At 42.2% G+C, this 23,498-nt stretch carries 18 protein-coding genes, 1 tRNA gene, 2 pseudogenes and 4 riboswitches; of the genes and pseudogenes, 12 read left to right on the top strand and 9 right to left on the bottom strand.

Annotated elements, in window-relative coordinates:
- Positions 1 to 148 precede the first annotated feature (148 nt).
- The 6 genes from AB5062_RS03370 to AB5062_RS03345 all read right to left on the bottom strand — a co-directional run bounded on the left by AB5062_RS03370 (position 149) and on the right by AB5062_RS03345 (position 5,567).
- Positions 149 to 224 (bottom strand) — tRNA-Gly (locus AB5062_RS03370).
- 35 nt (positions 225 to 259) lie between these two features.
- A complete protein-coding gene (cbiB, locus tag AB5062_RS03365; RefSeq protein WP_008668725.1) occupies positions 260 to 1,192 on the bottom strand; it encodes an adenosylcobinamide-phosphate synthase CbiB in 933 nt (310 codons plus the stop codon).
- On the bottom strand, positions 1,174 to 2,184 hold the full coding sequence (locus AB5062_RS03360) for a threonine-phosphate decarboxylase (RefSeq protein WP_012055548.1): 1,011 nt from the start codon (positions 2,182 to 2,184) through the stop codon (positions 1,174 to 1,176). The genes cbiB and AB5062_RS03360 overlap by 19 nt, the downstream gene beginning before the upstream one ends.
- Positions 2,177 to 3,667, bottom strand: a complete 1,491-nt coding sequence (locus tag AB5062_RS03355) for a cobyric acid synthase (RefSeq protein ID WP_012055547.1) — start codon at positions 3,665 to 3,667, stop codon at positions 2,177 to 2,179. The genes AB5062_RS03360 and AB5062_RS03355 overlap by 8 nt, the downstream gene beginning before the upstream one ends.
- Positions 3,667 to 4,242, bottom strand: coding sequence for a cob(I)yrinic acid a,c-diamide adenosyltransferase (locus tag AB5062_RS03350; protein ID WP_008668718.1), 576 nt, complete (start codon positions 4,240 to 4,242; stop codon positions 3,667 to 3,669). Before AB5062_RS03350 ends, AB5062_RS03355 begins: the two co-directional genes overlap by 1 nt.
- Positions 4,239 to 5,567: a cobyrinate a,c-diamide synthase gene (locus AB5062_RS03345; protein ID WP_005846475.1), complete on the bottom strand. Its 1,329-nt coding sequence runs from the start codon at positions 5,565 to 5,567 to the stop codon at positions 4,239 to 4,241. Before AB5062_RS03345 ends, AB5062_RS03350 begins: the two co-directional genes overlap by 4 nt.
- A gap of 235 nt (positions 5,568 to 5,802) precedes the next feature.
- On the opposite strand from AB5062_RS03345, the gene AB5062_RS03340 reads away from it, so the two are divergent.
- Both AB5062_RS03340 and AB5062_RS03335 read left to right on the top strand, forming a co-directional pair.
- Positions 5,803 to 7,491, top strand: coding sequence for a putative transporter (locus AB5062_RS03340; RefSeq protein ID WP_005846477.1), 1,689 nt, complete (start codon positions 5,803 to 5,805; stop codon positions 7,489 to 7,491).
- 133 nt (positions 7,492 to 7,624) lie between these two features.
- Positions 7,625 to 7,831: riboswitch (cobalamin riboswitch) on the top strand.
- Positions 7,832 to 7,883: 52 nt separating this feature from the next.
- Positions 7,884 to 8,198 (top strand): annotated as a pseudogene (locus AB5062_RS03335) (carboxypeptidase-like regulatory domain-containing protein); the annotation flags it as partial.
- On the opposite strand, the pseudogene AB5062_RS03330 reads toward AB5062_RS03335, so the two are convergent.
- Positions 8,185 to 8,232 (bottom strand): annotated as a pseudogene (locus tag AB5062_RS03330) (hypothetical protein); the annotation flags it as partial. The pseudogenes AB5062_RS03335 and AB5062_RS03330 overlap by 14 nt on opposite strands.
- A 2-nt stretch (positions 8,233 to 8,234) precedes the next feature.
- Between AB5062_RS03330 and AB5062_RS03325 the strand changes: the two are divergent.
- From AB5062_RS03325 to AB5062_RS03315, 3 genes are all read left to right on the top strand, one after another.
- Positions 8,235 to 10,061, top strand: a complete 1,827-nt coding sequence (locus AB5062_RS03325) for a TonB-dependent receptor plug domain-containing protein (protein WP_367998260.1) — start codon at positions 8,235 to 8,237, stop codon at positions 10,059 to 10,061.
- A gap of 41 nt (positions 10,062 to 10,102) precedes the next feature.
- A riboswitch (cobalamin riboswitch) is annotated at positions 10,103 to 10,302 on the top strand.
- Between the two features lie 131 nt (positions 10,303 to 10,433).
- Positions 10,434 to 12,494: a TonB-dependent siderophore receptor gene (locus AB5062_RS03320; protein ID WP_005846484.1), complete on the top strand. Its 2,061-nt coding sequence runs from the start codon at positions 10,434 to 10,436 to the stop codon at positions 12,492 to 12,494.
- A 33-nt stretch (positions 12,495 to 12,527) separates the two neighbouring features.
- On the top strand, positions 12,528 to 13,724 hold the full coding sequence (locus AB5062_RS03315; RefSeq protein ID WP_005846486.1) for a sirohydrochlorin cobaltochelatase: 1,197 nt from the start codon (positions 12,528 to 12,530) through the stop codon (positions 13,722 to 13,724).
- A 49-nt stretch (positions 13,725 to 13,773) separates the two neighbouring features.
- On the opposite strand, the gene nrdG is transcribed toward AB5062_RS03315, so the two are convergent.
- Together nrdG and nrdD are read right to left on the bottom strand one after the other, a co-directional pair.
- A complete protein-coding gene (gene nrdG, locus AB5062_RS03310) occupies positions 13,774 to 14,241 on the bottom strand; it encodes an anaerobic ribonucleoside-triphosphate reductase activating protein (protein ID WP_005846488.1) in 468 nt (155 codons plus the stop codon).
- Positions 14,225 to 16,318, bottom strand: a complete 2,094-nt coding sequence (nrdD, locus tag AB5062_RS03305; RefSeq protein ID WP_005846490.1) for an anaerobic ribonucleoside-triphosphate reductase — start codon at positions 16,316 to 16,318, stop codon at positions 14,225 to 14,227. The genes nrdG and nrdD overlap by 17 nt, the downstream gene beginning before the upstream one ends.
- A gap of 129 nt (positions 16,319 to 16,447) precedes the next feature.
- Positions 16,448 to 16,667, bottom strand: a riboswitch (cobalamin riboswitch).
- A gap of 92 nt (positions 16,668 to 16,759) precedes the next feature.
- A riboswitch (cobalamin riboswitch) is annotated at positions 16,760 to 16,966 on the top strand.
- A gap of 63 nt (positions 16,967 to 17,029) precedes the next feature.
- On the opposite strand from nrdD, the gene AB5062_RS03300 reads away from it, so the two are divergent.
- The 7 genes from AB5062_RS03300 to AB5062_RS03270 all read left to right on the top strand — a co-directional run bounded on the left by AB5062_RS03300 (position 17,030) and on the right by AB5062_RS03270 (position 23,460).
- A complete protein-coding gene (locus tag AB5062_RS03300; protein WP_005846492.1) occupies positions 17,030 to 17,281 on the top strand; it encodes a cysteine-rich CWC family protein in 252 nt (83 codons plus the stop codon).
- The gene (accC, locus tag AB5062_RS03295) at positions 17,247 to 18,758 is read left to right on the top strand and encodes an acetyl-CoA carboxylase biotin carboxylase subunit (protein ID WP_005846494.1); all 1,512 of its coding nucleotides are present in this window, start codon (positions 17,247 to 17,249) and stop codon (positions 18,756 to 18,758) included. The genes AB5062_RS03300 and accC overlap by 35 nt, the downstream gene beginning before the upstream one ends.
- Before the next feature lie 24 nt (positions 18,759 to 18,782).
- The gene (locus AB5062_RS03290) at positions 18,783 to 19,298 is read left to right on the top strand and encodes an acetyl-CoA carboxylase biotin carboxyl carrier protein subunit (RefSeq protein ID WP_005846497.1); all 516 of its coding nucleotides are present in this window, start codon (positions 18,783 to 18,785) and stop codon (positions 19,296 to 19,298) included.
- 2 nt (positions 19,299 to 19,300) lie between these two features.
- A complete protein-coding gene (locus AB5062_RS03285) occupies positions 19,301 to 20,833 on the top strand; it encodes an acyl-CoA carboxylase subunit beta (protein WP_005846500.1) in 1,533 nt (510 codons plus the stop codon).
- Positions 20,834 to 20,958: 125 nt separating this feature from the next.
- Positions 20,959 to 22,647 carry a putative transporter gene (locus tag AB5062_RS03280; RefSeq protein ID WP_005846503.1) on the top strand — a complete coding sequence of 563 codons (1,689 nt, stop codon included), beginning with the start codon at positions 20,959 to 20,961 and terminating at the stop codon, positions 22,645 to 22,647.
- A gap of 19 nt (positions 22,648 to 22,666) precedes the next feature.
- Positions 22,667 to 23,224, top strand: a complete 558-nt coding sequence (locus AB5062_RS03275) for a hypothetical protein (protein ID WP_005846505.1) — start codon at positions 22,667 to 22,669, stop codon at positions 23,222 to 23,224.
- A gap of 26 nt (positions 23,225 to 23,250) precedes the next feature.
- Entirely contained in the window at positions 23,251 to 23,460 is a 210-nt protein-coding gene (locus AB5062_RS03270) for a hypothetical protein (RefSeq protein ID WP_005846507.1), read from the top strand.
- Positions 23,461 to 23,498: the final 38 nt, after the last annotated feature.

The raw sequence follows: 23,498 nt of genomic DNA, 5'->3' as shown, positions 1-23,498 counted from the left end.
TAGAGCTTTTTTCTTATATAGACTTGCTAAATTATATGCTTAAATATAAAATCCCTCAGATTGTTACGTTGACCCGTATTCATCTTCCTCAAATAGTGCTAAAAAAGAGAATTCTGATAGCCAACTACCTGACTATCAGAATTCTCTTTGGAGCGGCAAACGGGATTCGAACCCGCGACCCTCAGCTTGGGAAGCTGATGCTCTACCAACTGAGCTACTGCCGCATCTCTAAAACGGAAACAAAAGTAATATATATTTTTCAACCGACCAAATATAAGCAAACAATATTTACTATAACCATCAAGATTTCTGCTCTCCTGTTTATATCGACAGCTTTATGCATATCCTGTGTATGGATAAACCGATCCTTATCTCCAATAAAAGGTTTATAGACTATCTCTCCAAAATAAACATGAGGACCTCCAAAACGGCAATTCAAGATACCTGCTAAAGCAGACTCCGGATAACCTGAATTAGGACTCGCATGCCGGTTACCATATTTACCTACAAATCTCAGCAAACCGGGACGCCCTGCACACAGCACCATTAAAAATGCAGTTAGACGAGCCGGAATATAGTTCGCCATATCATCAATATGTGCAGCGACACAACCAAACTGAAGATAACGTTCATTCCTATAGCCTATCATAGAGTCAAGCGTATTAACCATCTTATAAGCAAGCATACCGGGAACTCCCAAAAGCAAATACCAGAATAATGGAGCAATAACCCCATCACTCAAATTCTCAGCCAATGTTTCCAAAGCAGCCGTACGCACTTCCTGATCTGTCAGTTCCGAAGTATCACGCCCTACAATACGGGAAACCTGCTTTCTTCCTTCCTCCAAAGAATGATCCGCAGCCAAAAAAACCTGCCTTACTTCGTTGATAAGTGTAGTTCCTGCCAAACAATAGAAAACAAGCACAGCAGAGAGAATAATACCCAACCAACGGTTTAGCACAAACAGATAATGCAATACCAAAACAGATCCTGCATACACTAGCAAAATAAGCATAATGGCCGCCACCCCTCCTTTCAACATCCGATGTGTCCCACAGTTCCATCGTTTCTCACAAAAAGAGATCAGCTTCCCGAATCCTACCACTGGATGCGGCAATCCTATCGGATCCCCAAGCAATTTATCTAATATCCATCCTATCAACAACGGAAGAATTAATACATATATGTCCATTTCTTTATACTTTCTACCAGTTTGTCATTTTCTTCCGGAGTTTGTGTAGCAATACGGAAGAAGTGTTCATTCAGCCCTTCAAAATTGGATGCGTCACGAATAAGAATTCCCTGCTCTGTTGCCAGATATTCTTTCAAAGCCGCCGCCTTTCCCATCCGCAATTGAACTAACATATAGTGAGTATCCGATGGCCAGATCTCCATTCCCCCTATTGAAAGTAAAGATTGAACTAATCTCTCTTTTTCCCTCAATAACAAAGAGATATCTATATCATATTGAGAAGAAGACAATAAATAATGCCCGGCCTCTATAGCCAACTGATTAACAGACCAAGGCATCCGCTGTGTCCGGATTTCATGTAGCAGTTCTTTACATGCAGTGATATATCCTAAACGCAAGCCGGGCACGGCAAAACGTTTTGTCATGGAATGCAACAGAATAACATTCGGAAATTCCGCAGCCTCCTTGGCTGTAAGCAAAGCCTTCTGTGTAAAGAATTCATACGACTGGTCCATGATAAAAATACGCTGCGGATTTTGTTTTATACAGGCTGTCAAGACTTCCTTCTCCCTAAGCTCTCCTGTGGGATTATTAGGATTACATAACCATATCAACCTCCCCCTATCCGGCAAACGGTTCAAATTATATATAGGAACCACTTTATGACCATGCAGACGACAAGCATCCGCATATTCGCTGAAAGTGGGCATCAAGATAGCCGAAATCTGATTCCTGAATGTCTGAGCTATTAAATAAATGGCTTCCGTAGCCCCATTGGTCACACAAACCTCTTCAGACGAAAGATGAAACCGTTCCGCTAAAACCTTTTCCAACGAATAAGGTTCCGGTTCGGGGTACGTACGGATACTTTCCATCTGCTGAAACAAATGTTGATGTAATCCGCTATGGTCTACATGATTATATACGTTTGAACTGAAATTTATCTTTATTGCTTTATACTTATAAGCATCATCACCATGTCCTTCAATCATTCCCACTCATTATTTGGTACAACAAAGGCAGATTAAGATGACTGCGTACATGCTCTGCCAATTTATCATATTGTTCTTCTTTATAAGTCCGGTAATCCAACACCGTATGACACTCCAGTTTTTCTGCGTATGGTTCCAGCAAATAATCTATAAATGCCTGATTATCCAATATTCCATGAATATAACTTCCCATACATTTTTGGTTTACAAAACAACCGTCCTCTCCACCGTCTTCCAGTTTATTCAAAGGAACTACAGCCTCCCCCGGAACCGGGCGGGTTTCTCCCATGTGTATTTCATATCCTTGGCAAGTTTCCGCATTCTCAAGAAAATGAAAATTCACCTGCCGCGTCACCTTCTCCCCTTGCATCGTAGTAATGACGGGAAGCAGTCCCAGTCCCGGCAATTGACGGATCTCTCCCTCCACTCCTTCCGGATCGTGAATCTCAAGTCCCATCAATTGGTATCCCCCACAAATTCCCATTACAGTAACCCCTTCCCTATGCGCACGTAGGACAGCTTGCGCCACCCCGTTCCGTCTCAACTCATACAAGTCATCCAAAGTGCTTTTGCTGCCAGGAAGCAGAATAATATCAGCTTTGGCCAGATCTTCCGTATTATTGGTATAATAAAGGTGCACCCGTTCATCCCGTTCCAATCTGTTGAAATCTGTAAAGTTTGAGAGATGACGCAACAGAACAACTGCTATGTTTATTTTGCCTTCCACGGCTTGCATCCGTTTATAGTCCAAGCCTACGGAATCCTCTTCCTCAATATGTATATTTCTATAATAAGGTATTATTCCCAAGACAGGAATACCACATAAATCCTCCATCATCTTCACACCAGACTCAAACAAACGGATATCCCCTCTGAATTTATTAATGATTACTCCTTTTATACGTTTCTTGTCCTCAGGAGTTTGTAACATGACCGAACCATAGACACTGGCAAATACTCCTCCCCGGTCAATATCAGCTACCAAAATCACATCCGCATCCGCATAACAGGCCATCGGCATATTCACCAAATCAGTATCCCGCAGATTTATTTCGGAAATACTCCCTGCTCCCTCCATTACAATAGGGTTATAACGTGCGGCAAGACGGTCAAAGGCTGCGTTTACCTCCTGCCTCAGCTCTTCACGTCCCTCCTTGCGAAAATACTCAAAAGCGTTACGATTACCGATGGGACGACCGTTTAATACCACTTGCGAAGTATGATCGGAACTGGGTTTCAACAACAAAGGATTCATGTCCGTATGACAAGGGACTCCAGCCGCTTCGGCCTGTACAGCTTGTGCACGCCCTATTTCCAACCCTTCCGGAGTGGCATATGAATTCAGTGCCATATTCTGTGCCTTAAAAGGTGCCGGTCGATAACCGTCCTGTTTAAAAATGCGGCATAATGCAGCAGCGATGACACTTTTGCCAACATCACTGCCTGTTCCTGCCAACATAATCGGGTGTAAATTCTTTTTCATCACTCTTTCTTCTTTCTTTTATATGCAAAGGACTGCCACTTTTCTTCCGTCCAGTTCTGTTGTTGCATCTCATAACGGGCCATAACAAAAAACAAATCGGACAGCCGGTTGATAAACCGAAGAATTATCTCCGGTAACGGATCTTGTTTATGCAAAGTCCATAATCTCCGTTCAGCCCGGCGTGCCACCGTCCTAGCAAACTGCAGCTGCGCTGATACCGGCGTTCCTCCGGGAAGGATAAAGGAACTATTATCCTCCATCTGTTCCATCAATGTATCCATTGCTTCCTCACAAAAAGAGCATAAATCATCAGGCAAGATATTAGGATTCCCTTCACGGATAGTTGATGGTGTAGCCACATGGCTCATCACTGCCATCATGTTTTTCTGAATTGAAAAAAGCAAGGATTGCCATTCGTGCTCCTGAGGTAAAAACGAACGCACAATTCCTATAACAGCATTCAACTCATCAATACATCCATTAGCTTCAATGCGGATATCATCTTTAAAAACCCGCTCTCCACCATGAATTCCTGTCATGCCCTTATCTCCGGTTCGTGTATAAATACGTTTCATACTTTCCATAATTTCAAGATATCCGTTTCCCCCCAATATAGATGAGTATATCCGGCTATCACGTTTTTATATCTATAAAGCGGGGTACTCACTTCCATTCCTCTTGCCGTAAATTGTTTTGCTACAGAAGGCATAGCGTCAGGAGCAACAACATTGGAATAATGAAATTCATGCCCGCGAAGCTCCATCCCTTTATATTCTATACGACGATACCCTAGATGAAGTCTGGCACCCACCATGGTACAATCCAAAGGCAAAATACCCGTCATGGCATATGCAGTCCCTCCCTGGCGGGCTGTCAAGGAACGGGTGAGAAACATCATACCTCCACACTCGGCCAAAATTTTCCCCCCCTCCTCTGCATAAGTTCTTAATGCTTCCATTAACTTTTTGCGCCGATGTAGTTGACGGGCGAACAATTCCGGATATCCTCCGGGTAAATAAACCAAATCAGCATCCGGCAAATCACTACCATATACAGGACTGAAATAAGTAATGCTTCCTAGCGCAGACAAGCGGTCTATGTTTTCTCTATAGATAAAGTTGAAAGCCGGATCCCGCGCTATGGCTATCTTCATCTTTTTAGCAGAAGGAGTAAAACTTTCCACCCCTGTTTCTGAACTATAAGGCAATGTATACCGACACGGGAAATTACGATGACAAATACTCAGCAGCTTATCCAAATCCACATATTTTCCAACCAATTCCGCAGCCTGTTCTATCAAGGTGTTCATGGAACGTTTGGCTGTCAATGTCAAACCCAAGTGCCGGGATGGAATTTTCAACCCTTCTGTCATAGGCAGATATCCCAAACATTCCACTCCTGCATCAACACAAGCCTCACGTAAATAAGCGAAATGAGAAGGAGATGACACTTGATTGAAAACAATACCTGCAATCTTCACAGCCGGATTAAAATGCTTGAAACCATAAATTAACGGAGCCACAGAATAAGCTGTAGAACGCGCACTTACTATAAGCACTACAGGGATATTCAACAATCTGGCTATTTCAGCACTACTTCCCTGCATTCTTTGATAACCGTCAAACAATCCCATCACTCCTTCGGTTACACATACATCGGCTCCATCTCCATATTTATTATACAGATGTTGTACATGGGTATTTGATGCCATCCAAGTATCCAAATTCACCGACTCATGGTCAGCAGCCAGCGTATGAAATTGTGTATCAATATAATCAGGACCACATTTAAAAGGCTGTACCCGCAGACCTCGTTTGTGCAATGCCCGCAGCAGCCCCATCGTAAAAGTCGTTTTTCCGCTTCCCGATGTAGCGGCCCCTATGAGTAATTGTGGCTTCATTCTTTAGTATTTCTTTAAAAACGGATACAAAGATAGTGCAAATTGCAAATTATCGAAATTAGAATAACAGATTAATTCATAATTCCGACATATCAAGTAAATATCCTTAGAAAGCAATTAAAGTTTTATGGTTTATCAATTAAATAAGCTACCTTTGCAGTCATTTTTGCCAGAATGACAGCTATACAACAATGATAAAATTGATACTATAAATAATTAAACTAGATAATGAATTATGGAACTTTTTAGAAATCTCTTTGAAGGGTACCCTAATTTATGGGGCGGCGGAGTAGCACATTCCGTACTTATTCTTTCACTGGTCATTGCTTTCGGCATCATGTTAGGAAAAATAAAAGTGGCAGGTATCTCATTGGGAGTAACCTGGATACTTTTTGTAGGAATTGTATTCGGTCATTTCAATCTGAACCTGGACGAACATCTGTTGCATTTCTTAAAGGAGTTCGGTCTGATATTATTTGTCTACTCAGTCGGACTACAAGTGGGTCCCGGTTTCTTCTCAGCATTCAAGAAAGGAGGGTTCACACTGAACCTGCTTGCCATGATGGTTGTATTTTTAGGTGTGACCATCACCATTATACTCCATTTCATAACAGGTGTCCCCATTACCACAATGGTAGGAATTCTTTCTGGAGCTGTAACCAATACCCCGGGACTAGGTGCCGCACAGCAAGCAAACAGTGATCTGAATGGTATAGACGCTCCCGAAATAGCACTGGGATATGCCGTAGCCTATCCATTGGGAGTAGTAGGGTGTATTCTCTCCCTGCTGGCATTGAAATATATCCTGCGCATCAACACAAAAACCGAAGAAGCCGATGCGGAACGGGGATTGGGGCATCTACAAGAACTGACTGTACGCCCTATCTCACTAGAAATACGCAATGAAGCCGTAGAAGGTAAAACAATAAAAGAAATCAAGCCATTGGTAAACCGTGATTTTGTGATTTCACGCATACGGCATTGTGACGGAGACAGACAAACAGAACTGGTGAACTCCACTACAGTATTTCACATACACGATGAGATTCTTGTTATCGCCAATCCGATAGATGTAGAAGCTATCACTGTCTTTTTTGGAAAACAAGTGAATGTGGAATGGGATTTCCAAAACAAACAACTTATCTCCAGAAAAATTCTGATCACCAAGCCTGAATTGAACGGTAAGACATTGGCCCAACTAAAAATCAGGAATAACTTCGGAGCAAGCATTACCCGTGTAAACCGTTCGGGTGTAGACCTTGTGGCCACTCCCAACCTGCAATTGCAAATGGGTGACCGGGTGAAGATTGTGGGTAGCGAACTAGCTGTAGCCCATGCCGAAAAGATTCTAGGTAATTCCATGAAACGTTTGAATCATCCCAACCTGATCCCTATTTTCTTAGGCATCGCATTAGGGTGTATTCTAGGAAGCACTCCTTTTTTATTCCCCGGTATCCCCCAACCGGTAAAACTGGGACTGGCAGGAGGCCCCCTTATCGTATCCATCCTGATAAGCCGTTTCGGACCACATTATAAACTGATAACCTATACCACCATAAGTGCCAATTTGATGGTACGTGAAATCGGTATCTCGCTTTTCCTTGCTTGCGTAGGATTAGGAGCCGGCAAAGGATTCATCGAAACAATCATTAACGAGGGTGGATATGTATGGATAGCATACGGCGCCATTATTACGCTGCTGCCTTTACTGATTGTAGGTATAATAGGACGATATGTTTATAAACTGAACTATTACACCTTGATCGGAGTATTGTCCGGAGCCACCACCAATCCGCCCGCATTAGCCTACTCCAATGATTTGACCTCTTGTGACGCTCCGGCAGTGGGTTATGCCACCGTTTATCCGCTTACCATGTTTTTACGTGTACTCACAGCACAAATATTAATATTGGCACTTGCCTGATCCCGCCAGAATTATTGCAAATTCATATTACCGTAGGAGTGAATCTAATTCACTCCTACGGTTCAAAATCCCCCACCTCTTTCAAAAGCAACCATTTTTTCATTAATCTTAAAACATATATAAAATAATTGCCTACCTTTGTGCCCGATTTGGTGATATAGGCAGCCTTTCTCTGCCTGTATAAAAGGGAATTCGGTTATAGAATCCGAAGCAGTGCCCGCTACTGTGAAACCCGTCTGATGAAAAGCAATTCTCACCAAGCCACTGTTTCTTTTGCCAGAAATGGGAAGGCGCTTTTCAGGGTGAAGCCAGGAAACCTGCCAAGTCCGAACATAGATAATCATGCTCTCCCGGGGTCAGGAAAGTGAATTATTAATTCTTAAATTCTTTCGATGAAAGTAAAGTTATTATTGACAGCAATTACTTTAAGCTGTCTGGCTATTGACGTACTGGCACAAGTCAGTATCAGTGGAAAGATTGTGAGTGCCGATACCAACGAACCTATAGTGGGAGCTAATATCCGTATCGATCAAAGCCTTTCAGGATGCACCACAAATGGTAAAGGCGAGTTTTCCATCAGCAATCTCCCTGATGGGAAACACGTATTAAGAATCACGCATGTCAGTTACACACCCAAGTCTATCACGACAAAAGGAGGTGAAAAGAATCTTCTTATCAAGCTACAAGACAGTTTTACCAATATAGGCCAGGTAGTAGTAACCGGTACAGGAACACACCACCGCATGACGGACAGTCCCGTGCCTGTTTCCGTTATCACTGCAAAGGATTTAAGTAATGCCAGTGTAACATCGCTGGACGAGGCCTTACAAAAGCTGACCCCGTCTTTCTCAAGTATGACCAACGGCATGGGGACAACATTGAGTCTGAATGGATTGCCTGATGATTATTTCATTTTTCTGGAAAATGGCAAACGCCTGTATGGAGATGACACCTATGCTCGAATCAATGTTGCCAAAATCAAACGTATTGAAATATTGAACGGCGCTTCTTCCGCTCTTTACGGAACAAATGCTATCGGAGGAGTTATCAACATCATTACTGATGATGCAAAAAATGCTATCAATGTTTCCAGCGATACCCGTTATGCCAGTAAAGGACGTTTTACCCAGTCCGTAAACATAGATGTCAATACCGGCAAGTTCGGCTCCTACACCTCTTATCGCCGTCAGCAGGCCGAAGGATGGCAACTGAATCCATACGAGGAGAACTCCAAAACTCATGAATTGGAAGAAACCGGGAAAGTAGCTTCTACAGGCTTCTATGCAAATACTGTCAATCAAAAATTCACTTTCGATGCTACCGACAAACTCTCTTTTTATGCCCGCGGCGGATATTATGACAACAAGACACGCCGCCCTTATGAAGCATACGACTACAACATATTGCATGAAACCTTTAATTATGGCATTGGTGCCCAATACATGATAAATAAAGGGAATTATATTACCGCAGACTGTTACGCCGATCATTTTTCTTCCTCTTATTGTTTTTTTAAAGACAATAAAACCTATAATGGAAAAGCAGGTGAAGAGCAAGTGCGCAAACGGACCCGTAATCACAATCTTAGCATAAAAGGTATTTTTAAATTAGGTAACCGGCACAAACTTTCAGTCGGCACAGAATATATCGTTGATGTCTTGAAAAGTCAAACAGACAATATAGCCAAAGAAGATGCTTATACACTGGCCTTGTTTGCACAAGATGAAATAAAGTTACTGAGAAACCTACAGGCTTTGATTGGTGTACGTTACATTTATCATGAAAATTTCAAAAATCATGCCACTCCCAATGTAGCACTGATGTATAAACCCGGCAAATTCAATTTCCGTGCCTCCTATGCAGCAGGTTTCCGAACTCCTACCCTGTCTGAACTCTATGCCACTGACATAGCTAAAAAAAATGACAGGTTGACAATAGGTAATTTGGATTTAAAGTCGGAAAAGAATAATTATTTCTCATTGAGTGCAGAGTATGTACATGAGCGTTTTTCAGTATCAGTCAATGCTTTTTATAATAATATTCGTGACATGATAGATTATAATACGATTGCCACGGGAGATAAAGCTATGGAGCAATATGGTCATAAGGAAGTTCGTCAACGTGATAATATAGCGGAGGCTAAAGTCCACGGAATCAATGTATCCGCCAATGCATACCTAGGTGCCGGGTTCAATTTAAGCGGAGGATACACTCATCTTAATACCCAAGATGTGGAATTGGAACAACCCATCGACAAAAGTATAAAAAACGCATACAATATCAATGCCCAATGGGCGCATTCATGGAAAATATATCGGTTGAATATAAATTTGAACGGCCGTATCAACAGCAAGCGTTTCTCTAAAAGTTACGGTTATGCTCCCGAGTATCAATTGTGGAATTTAAACACACGCCATTCTTTCAACTTAAAATCTGTAATCATCGAACCCGGATGCGGCATGGAAAACCTGTTCGATTATATGGATGACCGTCCTTATAACAGCAATTATGCGACACTTACCCCCGGACGTTCATTCTACATCAGTCTGTCTTTAAAATTTAAAAGCTAAAAAAATCAAAGACTTATCGAAGATAATATAAAATAAACCTCTATCTTTGCAACGGAATTAGTAATCGGGCTATCACATAGCCCGATGCAAGGGAACCCGGTGTAAATCCGGGGCTGTACCTGCAGCTGTAAATCCTCATGATGTTGATTGGATAGTCTAAAACCACTGTTTCATTTGAAGAAATGGGAAGGTTTCCAATCAGAGGAAAGCCAGAATACCTGCTAAGTCTGTTGAACAATAAACACCAAGCTTCCAGGATTAGAAGTATGTGTCCATTCGAACAAGCGTTTTCCAACGTCTATTCCTTTGTGGCATTCCTCTTTATCAGAGGGAAACTTGATGTTTTATTTTGCAAATTAAATAAAACATAATATGAGGTATTTACTTCCTGCTATTCTACTATTAGGTACACAAATTGCAAGTGCCCAAAGTATTCTCAAAGATAAAGACGATAAAGAATTGTCCGTATTACTGAATGAAGTGGTCATCACGGGTACAGGTACTGAACATTATCTGAAAGATGCTCCCGTACAGACTGAAGTCATAACCAGCAAAGCTTTGGAACAATATCAGGCACGCAGTATAGACGATTTGCTCAGTGGTCTTAGTCCTTCATTGACCTTTCATGATGGTGATATGGGGAGCCATATCCAACTAAACGGATTGAACAATGACTATATCCTGATCATGATAAATGGAAAAAGAATGAATGGCGATGTAGGAGGGCAAAACGACTTGAATCAATTAAATCCAGCTAATATAGAACGCATAGAGATTGTAAAAGGGGCCGCTTCTTCACTTTATGGCAGTGACGCAATAGCCGGAGTTATCAATATCATAACCAAACGTAACCGTGAAAAAATGGAGCTCACCAACACATCCCGCATAGGTGAATATGGCGATATACGTCAAAGTACCAGTTTCGGCTTTAACTATAGAAAGATAAAATCTGTAACCGGAATCAACTTCCGGCATACCGATGGCTGGCGGAATACAGACCTACAGTGGGATCAGAATCAATTGAAATCCGGCTCTACTATGTTGACCGTAAACCGTTCTTCAAACTATACCCTGTCCGAGAACATTGAATGGCAAGTCAATCGCAAACTAGACCTCACTGCAGAAGGCACTTATTATGAGCGTTGGGTAATGCGTACACACGGTCCTTGGAAATATCAAGCCAACGATTTTTATTATCGCAACTATACATTTGCAGTAGGAAGTAAATATAAATTAGGAAAACGGAATTATCTGACAGCAGACCTATCTTATGGCAGATACGGTTACTTCTATGACTATAAGCTAAACGAGCATACTGATTATTTTCTAGACAATGACCGCCATGAACGTATCACCTACTTTGCCGGTCAACGTATCAAACAAAGTATTCAGAAACAAATATTAGGCCAGGTAAAAAGTGTATTTTATCTTGGAGAGGACCATATTTTAAATGCAGGAATCGAATATCAGTACAATCATTTGGAATCACCTCATCACATTGACGGTGACCGCGCTTCCGTTTATACGTTGGCAGCTTATATACAGGAGGAATGGACAGCCAGAGAAAATCTGGTTCTGACTGCCGGGGTACGAGGAACACAACACAAGGAAACAGGATTGAATTTCAGTCCGAAAATATCAGGACTTTATAAACCCGGAGAACATATTAATTTGCGTGCGTCTTATGCTTTAGGCTACAAAGCACCCACTATTAAAGAACTTTATTATAATTATACCGGCGTTATCGGAGGCGGTGCTTTGACTGCATATCATGGCAACACAGATCTAAAAGCACAAACCTCACAATATGCTTCAATCGGTATCGAGTACGTAGGGCAAAAATTCCAAGCCAGTTTAACCGGATACATGAATTATCTTCACAACATGATTGAGCTGGTTGAAATTTCCGTAACTCCCGATGAAAAGTTTCTTGAAGTAGAAAAGAGCAAACAATATAAGAATCTGACAAAGGCACGTATTTATGGTATGGATTTCACCTTCAACTATCGTCCTGCAAAATCTCTCAGCCTTGCCGGCGGATATAGTTATGCTGATCCAAAAGCGCAATATCCTAACAAAGGTATAGATTATATGAAATATCTTCCTATTGATGCTACTTCCAGCCATAATGCAAATTTAAATATCTTATGGCAACATTCATGGAAACTGTATCGTTTGGGTATCGGCATCTATGGCAGATATCAGTCTACACGCCGTTATATAAATGATAATAATGCCGACGGATTCCAAACTTGGCGTATCAACACAGCCCACTCATTATTAAAAATGAAACGGTGGTCATTAACGATGAATGCCGGGGTAGATAATGTATTTGACTATGTAGACCGTACTCCTTTCGGACGGAATCGTGCCACATCAACTCCCGGAAGAACTTTTTATGTCTCCGCCCTCATTAAATTCAAAAACAATTAATAACCAACAATTTATAAATTAATTTTTATTAGTATGAAACAATTCAAGTATTATCTGATGGCGGCTTTTGTTGCTGCCGCAACTTGCACAGGATTCAGTTCCTGTAGTGACAATGATGATGAAGAAAGTACTGTTAATCCTGCTGTGGATGTAGTAACCAGAACCAAGCAACACGACACAGCCATTTTGCTCTGTACTTTTGGCAGTACCTATAATGAGTCCCTTTCTGTTTATGATGATGTGATTGAGGATTTTAAAGCTAAATTCCCCAATACGGATATTTATATGTCATTTACTTCACGTACATGTATCGGACGTGTAGAAGCATCTACCGGCATAGCACGTTATGAATTGGACCAATGGTTGAAAGCAATAGGCGATGCAGGATACAAACGTGTGGCTGTACAATCATTGCATGTAATTCCAGGCGAAGAATATCTTTCATTAATGAATACTGATGTAAAAAAATACTTTATGATTCAATGGTATCCGCATATTGATGTATTGAAAGGTACCAACCTTCTTTCCAGTGCAGAAGATACTAAAGATGTAGCAGAGATACTTTACAAACACTATGAGTCTAAATTAGCAGGCAAGAACAACATCGTGCTTCTAATGGGACACGGTAATCCGGATGAGAATTACAATGCTAACAAAAAGTACTCTGACATGGAAAAAGCATTGCAGGAACTTGCTGCCAACAACAATATCTTTGTAGGTACTGTGGATTATGGTGACATGCTTTTCTTCCCGAAAGAAATAGAGGAAGAACCGGCTAATAGAATTCCTGTAGAAGGATTTGACAAAACCCAATATCCCGACTGTATGTACTCTAAGGTGATGAGCTATTGCGAAAAGAACGGTCTGAACCCATCAGAAGTAAATGTTTATCTTGCACCTTTCATGTCAATTGCCGGTGACCATGCCCACAACGACCTTTGGGGATTGGAAGCTATGGCCGAAGATGACGATGTAAGCAATGTGGAAATCAATACAAATGAATATAGCTGGCGTGAACGTTTGGAGAAATTAGGATTCAAAGTGGACAGAACATTCGAAAGCCACCCGACAGATCAAGCCGGAGCCGATCATGGTATTAAAGACGGATGTAATATGAAAGCCCTTGGCAGTTATCCTGAGATTCGCCAAATTTGGGTAAACCATTTATATGAAAACTGGAATGATGACAGTGCATGGGAGAATGGTGAAGACTATCAACCGGAAGCATAACCAACTTAATATATTTATCTGAAAAAGGCGGAATTTATTTCCGCCTTTTTCAGATACGCCAAAACCGATAGGTAATATCTTTCATCTCATCCCCGTATATCCGATAGAAATGCTGATTGGTATCAGGAGATTTCAAGCCACCCAATTTTTCAATATACGGTCCCAACTTTATATATTCAAAGTTCTGAACGGAAAGACCTTCCGGCAATTCATTCTTCCCCGAATACCAACCCACCTTTACCAAAGCGATAGACTGTCGGTGAAGAAATCCTGCCAACCTTTCCACTTCAAAGGGTTCGGCATCGCCTCCCATAAAACAGACGCAAGTCACCGCCTTTCCATACTTCTGTAAAAGATGCCCAAGACTTTCTTCCGTTAAAGATTCTCCTACATTTTCCAACAAATGAGGGCTATGACAGCCCTTGCACCTATTGGGACAGTTAGAGAGATTGATCGCCAGAGTGACTTCATCCGGAATTTCTTGAAAAACGATGTCATAATCAACGTAACGGAGCATAATATCTTTGTGCAGCCTCCTTCTGCCTTGCCTGAGAAAAATTACTGATCCGCTTCATGTACCCGATAACACGTGTCAGATAATCCACATTCCGACTATGACATTCAGGACATTCATGCAAGTATCTCTTATCAATATGCTTACATTCATTGCAAATGGTATTCGGTATATTAAATGTAAAGTAATTACAGCCTTCTATAGCAGCTACCCGAAGTAGTTGTCTGTACTGCTCCTTACTAAGATGTTCTTCCAAATTCATGTGCAAGGCCGAGCCTCCCGTTAAATGCTTTATATAGCGGCGTCCATGCAGACGGAATTTATCGACAACATTCAACGATTTGTCTTCTACAATATAGAAATAACTGTTATAACATTCTCGGAATGTTTGGAAGCCTGCTTCTTTATCCCATTTAGCGTGCTTCACTCCTACATTCTCAGCAGGAATCATTTCGCAATTAAACAAAACATCCTTTGTACGGTACTTCCTATTATATCGTTCAATCATTCCTAAAATCTCCTGAACAAATGCTTCATACTTAGGGTTATCATTGATTTCAATACCCATAAATTGCGCTGCTTCCACCAAACCATTAACACCGATAGTTAGATACTGACGGTTCATATTGATGTAACCAGCATCAAACAAAGGCAGCATACCTTTCGACTGCAACAATTTCAGATTCTCATTATAAGCCAACTGGACTTTGTGTACCAAATCAACCACTTCTTCCAAAAAAAACGGATAAAGTATACCGGATTTCACCGCATGCTGGATGCAACGGTTCAAATTAATAGTCAGCACACTTTTTGAGCCTGTAGAAACCCCACCTGCTCCCAAAGTATAGCTGAAACCATTGTCCTGTATCTCATTGCGAAGACGGCAGCAACTACTTAAAGAATCTGCATTATCACTCATATAAGTAAAGAAAGAATGACCTTCGGAATACATTTCAGCCGTAAAGTCACCATATTCCTTATCTAATACATCACCATCTTTAGTCAAAAGCGCCATTGTTTCTACAGGAAATGTTAAAACAGTACGTGTACGCTCTTTATTAAACCATTTCATGAAACGTTTCTGCAACCAACTTAGTGAATTCCAGTCAGGTTGGCTTCCATCGGGAAAAAAGAAGTTACCAAAAAGACTTTCAAAATAATATTTGTCATAGTAAGCTACATTCCAAAAGACGGCTTGAAAATTACGCGCCCCTGTAGGCTGGTTAATAGAATATACTATTTGCTCGAAACAGTCTGTAATGATTTTGTCTATTGTTCTTTGTTTGGTAGATAAATCAACAATCTTATCGGGATACTTATAATATTCCTGCCCATATTCCAAACCAATGAAATAATTCATATACATCAAAAACTCTGGAGTAGCACAGGCACCACTTAACATACTGGATACAATAAAAACCATATTGACAAATCCACCACAAAAAGATTTCAAGTTAGTAGGAGCCGTAGAGTTCCCTCCCACTGCTATCGTACCATTATTCAACCAAGGATACATAGTAATGCTGGCACAATAATTAGCCAGATTAGTTTCATCATTTTTATAAATAAAATGATGATTCAGAAGTTCCAAATAACGATCGGACAATTCCTTTCCATACATGTCTTTCAAACGGTCAGTCAACAGACGACGGTTGAGACGAATAAAATTTGATTTGGGTAACTCTCCTATCAGCGTAGCAATATTCTTATTCTCCACATTGGCATTCGCATCATATTTACTGCCGGTTGCCGGATTGGAAGCGTCACAATAGTCAAGCAAAAACTTCAGTTTATCTCTCACCTCACGATCCTCCAAATGTTTCTGACGATACAGCATATACGCCTTGGCAACACTGTAATAATGTTCAGCCATCAGGGCCACCTCCACCTGATTCTGGATTTCTTCCACATTCATTCCATCACTGACACTAACGCGACTCAATACAGTAGTAATCACATCCTGGGTAGCAAAACTTCCTACTGACAAAAATGCTTTGGCTATTGCATTTTTAATTTTATCAAGAGAGAAAGTTTCTTTTTTACCATCTCTCTTAATAATAAATACCTCTGAATTAATCATACTTATAAATTAAGGTTATACAAAACACACATTATTCAATATAAGTCTTTCACACACGACAATTCATGGAAACCAGTAATAAAAAGGATCAGTATGATTCGTTCTATCGCCTTTCACCCGAAAGCCATGAATGATATAAACAATAACGGCAGGTCTTCTGACTTGTTTCCGTTGTAGCGCCTTCCCGGTTTTCACAATAACCAGTGGCTAAGAATGTCACAACACTTCCCCACACTATGGGAGGATAAAACTTACAGCTACGGGGATAGTTCCTGATTTGCACAGGATTCCCTTTTAATTCCGTTTCGCGCCAACGGCTAATCCGGAAACCGATATTACTGACAAAGTTAGGAATTAAATCAATAAAACAACTGGAAAAAGAAAAAAAACTTCAAGCAACACTTTTTTCATCTTTTCCGCTTCGTTTAATTATAAAATCCATTATCTTTGCCCCGAATTGGTTTCGGATAGTCTATCTGCTATTCGGATTAAAAGGGAATCGGGTGCAAATCCCGGACAGTCCCGCTGCTGTGAAACTCTGCTGGAATCTTGAAAAATACCTTTGCCACTGATGTGACAATCCTCACATCGGGAAGGCTTCAAGATAAGGAGTCAGTCAGAAGACCTGCCATTCATTAAAGGCTGTTTTTACTCGTGGGATTAGGAAAGCAGTACGAAAGAAAATAAGAAAATAAAAAAATTACGGGAGGAATGCCTATGAAAAAGGTATGTCCACGTTGTGGTGCAACATTTGATTGTATGCACAATGATATTTTATCGTGTCATTGCGCAACTGTCCGACTGGATGCTCTGCAACGCACCTATTTAATGGAGAATTATTCCGATTGCCTGTGCCATGACTGCCTGAAAGCCGTCAAGGACAGTTTCTATGCCTGCGAAATTAACCCCCGTTATAATAAGAAGAAAAATGATAAAGAAAGTATTGATTGCAAACAGAGGTGAAATAGCCTTACGTGTAATGCGTTCCTGCCGAGAAAAGGGCATACGGACCGTTGCTGTCTTTTCAGAAGCCGACCGCACTTCTCATCATGTGATGTATGCTGACGAGGCCTATCTTATAGGTCCTGCTATAGCCAGGGAAAGCTATTTAAATATAGAAAAAGTAATAGAGACTGCCAAACGATGCAAAGCCGATGCCATTCATCCCGGTTATGGTTTTTTGTCCGAGAATGCTGATTTTGCCCGCCGGTGCAAAGAGGAGGGGATCATCTTTATCGGCCCTTCCGCCGAGACGATGGAAGCGATGGGTGACAAGATTGCCGCCCGTAAGCGTATGATTGCCGCAGGCGTTCCCGTGGTCCCCGGTACGGAACAGCCGTTGCAAAGTGCCGAAGAGGCGGTACGTATCTGTAATGAAATAGGCTATCCTGTCATGCTGAAGGCTTCTATGGGAGGCGGCGGTAAAGGGATGAGGCTGATACACAGTGAAGACGAAGTGGTGGAGGCATATAACACCGCCCGTTCCGAGTCCATGTCTTCTTTCGGGGATGATACGGTTTATCTGGAAAAATTTGTGGAGGAACCCCATCATATAGAATTTCAAATTCTGGGTGACAATCATGGCAATGTAATCCATCTGTTTGACCGCGAGTGTTCTGTCCAGCGTCGCAACCAGAAGATTGTAGAGGAGAGCCCGTCTCCGTTCCTTACTCCGGAACTCCGCCAGGAGATGGGGGAAAAGGCAGTGGCTGCCGCCAGGGCGGTGAACTATTCGGGAGCCGGAACTATCGAGTTTCTGGTGGACAAGAACCGCGATTTCTATTTTCTGGAGATGAACACCCGTTTGCAGGTGGAGCATCCCATCACCGAAGAAGTGGTGGGCGTGGATCTGGTAAAAGAACAAATCCGTATAGCCAATAACGAGGTGCTGCACCTGAAGCAAGAAGAACTTTTCCAGCGCGGTCATGCCATCGAATGTCGTATCTGTGCGGAAGACACGGAGAACAACTTCATGCCTTCGCCGGGTATCATCAAACAGCTGACGGAGCCTAACGGCATCGGCGTACGCATTGACAGCTACGTTTACGAAGGTTACGAGATTCCCATCTATTACGACCCGATGATAGGCAAGCTGATTGTATGGGCTACGACCCGCCAATATGCCATAGAACGTATGCGCCGGGTACTTTACGAGTACAAGATTACGGGCCTGAAGACCAACCTCAGTTATCTGAAACGCATCATGCATACCCCCGACTTTGTAAAGGGTGAGTATAATACCTTGTTCATAGAGAAGAACTCGCGTATGCTGCTCCGTGGCAACGGTAATAATGAGGAGATTGAGAATATCACCATGATCGCCTCTTATATTGACTATCTGATGAATCTGGAAGAGAACAAGAGTCCCCAGCTGTCTGATGCCCGTCCCATCAGCCGCTGGCGTGAGTTCGGCTTGCAGAAAGGAGTATTGAGAATCTGATTCTTCATTTAATTAAGCAAAAGTATGGAAATACATATTGGAGACCGCGTAGCCGATGTGACGTTGGTGAGCAAGGAAGGAAACAAGGTACAGTTTATGATTGACGGAAAACCGTATGATGTGGATATCGTTATGGCCGAGAACGGAAGCTGTTCCATCCTGCACGATGGCAATTCCTTCAATGCCGAACTGATCCGTGGGGAGGGTGGAAAGAGTTATGATGTGAATATGTTCTACCGTTCCTATCATGTGGACATAGTGGACACCCAGACCAAGTATCTGCGTATGAAAAAGGGCGGCGAGGAGAGACAGGATGACAAGATTGTAGCTCCCATGCCCGGAAAGGTTATAAAAATTCCCGTCCGGAAAGGAGACCGTCTGTCATCCGGGGATATTGTGGTAGTGCTGGAGGCCATGAAGATGCAGAGCAACTACAAAGTGACCTCGGACTGCACGGTAAGGGATATCCTGGTCAATGAAGGGGATTCCGTCAATGCTAACCAGGTATTAATAGTATTGGATATAATAAAAGAAGATTGATCATGACAAGAGAAGAAATATACAGCCGGTTTGAAGAGCTGGACAAACGCGCGTCGCTGGGCGGCGGTGTGGACAAGATCGAGAAACAACACGCCCAAGGGAAGATGACCGCTCGCGAGCGTATCGGAATGTTGCTGGACAAAGGTACGTTCAATGAACTGGACAAGCTGGTGAACCACCGTTGTACCAACTTCGGCATGGAGAAGAAGCAGATTGCCGGAGATGGTATGGTCACCGGTTACGGAAAGATAGACGGCCGTCCAGTGTTTGTCTATGCATATGATTTTACCGCACATGGCGGCTCGCTGAGCGAGACCAATGCTGCCAAGATTGTAAAGGTTCAGCAACTGGCTTTGAAGACGGGAGCTCCCGTTATCGCCCTGAACGACTCGGGAGGCGCACGCATCCAAGAAGGGGTGAACAGCCTTGCCGGATATGCCTCTATTTTCTATCAGAACACTATCGCCTCAGGTGTTATCCCGCAGATTTCCGCCATCTTGGGTCCTTGTGCCGGAGGAGCCTGCTACTCACCAGCACTAACCGATTTTATCTTTATGGTAAAAGAGAAGAGCCACATGTTCATCACCGGCCCGGATGTGGTGAAGACTGTGACTAACGAGGAGGTGGGCAAGGAGGAACTGGGCGGTGCCTATACCCACAGCAGCAAAAGCGGTGTGACCCATTTTATGTGCGACAATGAGGAGGAAACGCTGATGAGTATCCGCGAATTGCTGAGTTTCCTGCCTTCCAACAATATGGAGGATGCGCCGTTGGTTCCCTGCAACGATGACATCCATCGTCAGGTGGAGGCGTTGCAGACTGTCATTCCCGAAGATCCGAATATGCCTTATGATATAAAGGATATCATCGAACCGGTGCTGGATAACCAGTATTTCTTCGAGGTGATGCCTCACTTTGCTAAAAATGTGGTGGTGGGGTTCGGTCGCCTGGGAGGTCGTTCCGTAGGTATTGTTGCCAATCAGCCCGCCTGGCTGGCCGGCGTCCTTGACATTGACGCCAGTGACAAGGCTGCCCGTTTTATCCGTTTCTGCGACTGCTTTAACATTCCTCTGATCACTTTCGAGGATGTTCCCGGCTTCCTGCCCGGAACAATACAGGAACACAACGGCATCATCCGCCACGGTGCGAAGATAGTTTATGCATACGCCGAAGCTACAGTGCCCAAGGTAACTTTAATTACCCGTAAAGCTTACGGAGGTGCCTACATTGTCATGTCCAGCAAACCGACGGGAGCCGATGTGAACCTGGCTTATCCACAGGCGGAAATAGCCGTTATGGGAGCTGCGGGAGCTGTAAATATCCTCTATCGGAAATCCACTCCTGAAGAAAAACAAGAAATAATCAAAGATTACGAAGATAAATTCTCTAACCCTTATTGTGCGGCAGAACGCGGCTTGATTGATGAAGTGATTATGCCCCGTGACACCCGCTATAAACTCATTCAGGCTTTGGAAATGTGTCACAACAAAAACCAAAGCAATCCGCCTAAAAAGCACGGCAATATGCCGTTGTAATTGTTCAATGTGTGTGTATCCCCGCAGAAGTGATTTTTCCGGGGATACTTTTACCAACCCACATGATGGGAAATTTTAAATATAAAATGATGACTTAGTTAAAAATAAATATATTTCTTAATACTATGGAACTTCTTAAAAACCTCTTTGAAGGATATCCCAATCTTTGGGGCGGAGGTGTAGCACACTCCGTACTCATTCTGTCACTAGTTATCGCCTTTGGAATTATGCTGGGTAAAATAAAAATATCCGGCATCTCACTTGGTGTCACATGGATTCTTTTTGTCGGTATCGTATTCGGCCATTTCAATCTGAATCTGAATGAACACCTGCTACATTTTCTAAAAGAATTCGGTCTTATTTTGTTCGTCTATTCCATTGGTTTGCAGGTGGGTCCCGGTTTCTTCTCAGCCTTTAAGAAAGGAGGATTTACGCTGAACATGTTGGCTATGGGGGCTATTTTTATCAGTGTAGTCATTACTATCATTTTACATTTTACTACCGGAACTCCCATAACCACCATGGTCGGCATTCTCTCTGGTGCTGTTACCAATACTCCCGGCCTTGGTGCCGCCCAACAGGCAAATAGTGATTTAAATGGCATAGATGCACCGGAGATTGCGATGGGATATGCTGTTGCCTATCCCTTGGGGGTGGTTGGTGCCATTCTCTCATTGCTTGCACTGAAATACATTCTTAATATCAAAACATCACAAGAAGAAGCCGATGCCGAAAAAGGATTGGGACATTTACAGGAACTGACCGTACGCCCCGTTACATTAGAGATAAAAAATGAAGCAATACATGGGAAGACCATTAAGGAAATACGTCCTTTGGTAAACCGCAACTTCGTCATTTCGCGCATACGCCATCATGACGGACAGCAGGAAGTGGAACTAGTAAATTCAGAAACGATATTACATATTGATGACAAGATTCTGGTTATCTCGAACCCTATTGACATTGAAGCGATTACAGTATTTTTTGGCAAACAGGTAGAAATGGAATGGGAACAGTTAAACAAGAAACTTATCTCACGCCGCATTTTGATAACAAAGCCTGAGTTAAATGGAAAAATGCTCTCACAACTTAAGATACGAAATAACTTCGGTGCGAGCATCACCCGTATCAACCGTTCAGGAGTAGACTTGGTAGCCTCCCCACATTTACAGTTGCAAATGGGCGACCGTGTAACTATAGTTGGTAGTGAACTTGCTGTCACTCATGCCGAAAAGGTTTTGGGAAACTCCATGAAGAGACTGAATCATCCCAATCTTATCCCCATTTTTTTCGGCATCGCATTAGGATGTATCTTGGGAAGTATTCCATTTATGTTTCCAGGTATTCCACAACCAGTAAAACTTGGTCTAGCAGGTGGACCGCTTATTGTATCCATTCTTATCAGTCGTTTCGGTCCTCAATATAAAATGATTACATACACCACGATGAGTGCTAACTTGATGATAAGAGAAATCGGGATTTCCTTATTCCTAGCTTGTGTAGGGTTGGGAGCCGGGAAAGATTTTATAGAGACAATTGTAAATGAAGGTGGATATATTTGGATTATGTATGGAGCTATTATTACGACCGTACCATTAATCATAACGGGGCTCATTGGGCGTTATGCCTGTAAATTAAACTATTATACCCTTATTGGTGTATTATCAGGAGCAAATACTAATCCGCCTGCCCTCGCCTATTCCAATGATCTGACTTCATGTGACGCTCCGGCCGTGGGATATGCCACCGTATATCCGCTTGCTATGTTCCTACGCGTACTTACGGCTCAATTATTGATACTCTCATTAGGTTAAACTTTAAAATTCTTTAAATATGTACCAACAAGAAACGATTACCAAAGAACTACATTTACAGTTAAGTGATGAAGATTTGGCACAGTTCGAACTTGATGCCAAAGAAACGGAACGTCTCGGACACATCGGCACCCACATGGATTGCTATATGGAAGCTCCCCGCTATAAAGAATATGTAACAGATGCCGTCGTGGTAGATTGTCGGAACGGACTACCAGCCGACGAATACTTTAATAACTTGGACATAGAAGGTAAAGCATTGGTTTTATATACCGGCAATATGGCAACCAACGACTATGCAACCAAAGACTTCTTTATGTTTGACATGAAGCTTAATTGGGACTCTCTGGCTGCATTACTTTATAACCATCCAAAGTTTATTCTTATTGACTCACATGGGTTAGGCATGTTTTCACAACACCGGTTATTCGATATGGAATGTGAGAAAAACGGTTGTTTTCTTATTATGTGCCTGATGCTTGAAGGAGAAGAAATATTGAATATAAAAAAATTAAAGATTGAAATTGACAAGGAAATGCCTTCCACTGGAAAGCCATGTCGTGTCTATGGATTCTAAAAAAAGAAAAACATAACTTCATTTAAATGGATAAGACAGCCGAAACTTTGATAGATGTCAGTGGATTTATTTCTGAATATTCCGCTCACATGATGGGATGTGGTGTACATACTTCACGAGTGATACGCAGTGCCAATCGCATTGGGGAATCATTCGGTTATATGGTAAAAATCAGTGTCATTCAGAAAAAGAAAAGACGAGATCGAAAAGCAAGTATATCAATTGGTTACTCATAACAATAGTAGCTGTGCTGCTTGGAAGCATGGTAGTAGAA

This window comes from Phocaeicola sp. RTP21359st1_B8_RTP21360_211022 (assembly GCF_040911965.1).
Taxonomy (GTDB): domain Bacteria; phylum Bacteroidota; class Bacteroidia; order Bacteroidales; family Bacteroidaceae; genus Phocaeicola; species Phocaeicola vulgatus.
The sequence above is the reverse complement of the archived record's forward strand: the minus strand, read 5'-3'. Positions and strand labels throughout refer to the sequence as shown.